The sequence below is a fragment of the Lyngbya sp. CCY1209 genome (assembly GCF_055795065.1).
This window is the reverse complement of record NZ_JAYFER010000622.1, coordinates 1-2,137: the sequence shown is the minus strand read 5'-3', so window position 1 is coordinate 2,137 and position 2,137 is coordinate 1. Positions and strand designations below refer to the sequence as shown.

The 2,137-nt window shown below is 51.7% G+C and carries 3 protein-coding genes; all 3 read right to left on the bottom strand.

Annotated features, from left to right (window positions below; genetic code table 11):
• Positions 1–482 (bottom strand): sirohydrochlorin chelatase (locus AC0QHF_RS23685; protein ID WP_324706725.1); only part of this gene is annotated, 482 nt, incomplete at its 3' end.
• Positions 483–578: 96 nt separating this feature from the next.
• Positions 579–791 carry a hypothetical protein gene (locus AC0QHF_RS23680; protein ID WP_324706724.1) on the bottom strand — a complete coding sequence of 71 codons (213 nt, stop codon included), beginning with the start codon at positions 789–791 and terminating at the stop codon, positions 579–581.
• A 484-nt stretch (positions 792–1,275) separates the two neighbouring features.
• A complete protein-coding gene (locus tag AC0QHF_RS23675) occupies positions 1,276–1,539 on the bottom strand; it encodes a hypothetical protein (protein ID WP_324706723.1) in 264 nt (87 codons plus the stop codon).
• Positions 1,540–2,137: the final 598 nt, after the last annotated feature.

Below are 2,137 nucleotides of genomic sequence, written 5' to 3'. Positions count from 1 at the left end.
TCGGCGGCGAGGTGTTCGACGGGTTGATTTCCGCCGGGACGGCGACTGCCGTGGGAGAGGAGAATCCAGGCATCTGCGGCGATCGCATCCATCTGACGTTTGAGGAATGCCGCCAGTTGGGAAGATGCCGTTCCCAAGTGGGGTTTGACATCGAGCCGGATCGCCGACCCGAGGAACTGTTGTGCGATCGCCACTTCTGCGGGAATATCTTCGCAAACGTGGACGCCGGGTAAAAGGAAAAGCGGGAAAATCTGAATTTGATTCGCACCGAGCGATCGGCTGTACTCGCCGAATTGCCGAATTTGCTCGGAGAGGGGAATGGGGGCCAACTCCAAAACGCCGGTTCCGACGACTGATGAGGTCGAGTTGCCGCCATCATCAACGGCGAGGCGATCCCCCAACTCTCGGGCTAACTGTTCCAAAGCCAACTGGGGGCGCGGATCGCGACTGCCGTGGGAAACAAGCAAAATGGTGGATTGCACGAGATCTCACAAGCTGAACGGAAGTTTCGATTATTGTAGCGGATCGGCTTCCGGCGGGGGAGGGTTGCGGGCGGAGCGATGTCGGACATTGCGGCATCACTCCTCGACGAGTCGAACCCACCCGCGACGCACGTTATATAGGAGGCGATTGATGATCGCCTGTTCGTCCTCACTGAGGGTTTCTCTGAGGAGAGCGGCTTTCAACAGTTGGCGATCGCGTGGAGTGACCACATTGGAGAACATGACCTGGCCGAAGAGTTCTTCCAGGGAAACGTGAGAGTTGTTCATGAAATTGCCGTAACTTGTCATCGTTTTTGCTCCAATGCTCCTTGTATCTTTATCATGGCTTAATAAAACTGTTTCTTGTGTGATGCTACGATAAAGCTAAGATGAGCGCGATCGGCCCGATCGGTGATCTTTATCAGACAAAATTGTGATTGAGATAACAACAATTGATGATTTCAGTCACCATTTTTGGTCAACCCCCGCTATTTCCGTCGGAGGGCAATTTATGGGTGCGATCGCTCGTTTTTTCATGGGGTTTTCATGGGGTAGGTTGGGTTTCATTTCCGACGTCGTTGGCGCAACATTTCTTCACAAACCCGGAAACACTTCTCGCCCTCTCCCCCAACCCCTCTCCCAACTTTGGGAGAGGGGAGTCTAATGGTGTCGGACAATGATTTTAGGCATTTGCAAACAGCATCTATTGCCCAACCCAACCGACTCATCAAAAGTCAACACTTCTCGCCCTCTCCCCCAACCCCTCTCCCAACTTTGGGAGAGGGGAGTCTAACTAATCAAAAGTCAGAGAAGGGGCGCGATCGAAATTGATTTCGGCGGGTTCCGGGGTTCTCAAACGGTTTCCGAGGGAGTTCGCCAGAAAGATAAAAATTAGGGCGACAACCAAAAATCCGATCAAACTATCGACGGGATCGAATAGCAGTTCTCGCCGCATTTTTTGACCGCAAAAAGAACAGTAAACCCAGCCGCCCAGTTCTTCGCGGGTGCAGGGGAGCGATCGCAGGTGTTTCATTTCTTTGTAAGGACAGATCATCATAACCTCTTGGTAGTGTTTGAAGGGATCGAAATCCGCCGATTTACAGGTATCGTGCAGTCGGTGAAATCTCAAAGTCCCCCTTTTTAAGGGGGATAATGGGGGATCAAACCGCATCGCCGCATCAAATCGGCGGGGGTGAATTAGCGATCGCTGTGAACGATCAGCATGACGTTGTTGGTGAGGATTTCGAGGGCGATCGCACTTTCGCCCAAGGCGCGGCCCATCGCGTAGGAATGTCGCAACGTTGTCGTCAAATGACGCCGTAAAATATCCCCGGTTGTGTAGGTGCGAACCAGTGCAATGGGCTCGGGACACCAGCAATTATTTGGGCGATCAAACTATTTGATAAACCGGGTTTCTAGAAGAGTGTCAGTTGACAACCAAATATCTTAATATAAACCCGGTTTTTAGACCAATTTACGCACCCGACTGGACTGTTTCTGCTCAAACTGTGCATTAAGAAATGGTGGGTTACGGCGCGGATGAAAAGTTGTGGGTTTTTCCTCAAAATTACTGCCACGCCTAACCCACCCGACTGGACTGTTTCATCTTAAATGAGGCGATCGGATCTGAATCCACAGGCAAGATGCCCGATGCT

Coding starts and splice junctions, on each gene's coding strand:
- AC0QHF_RS23675 (WP_324706723.1), bottom strand. CDS start 1,539: ATGATGATCTGTCCTTACAAAGAAATGAAACACCTGCGATCGCTCCCC.
- AC0QHF_RS23680 (WP_324706724.1), bottom strand. CDS start 791: ATGACAAGTTACGGCAATTTCATGAACAACTCTCACGTTTCCCTGGAA.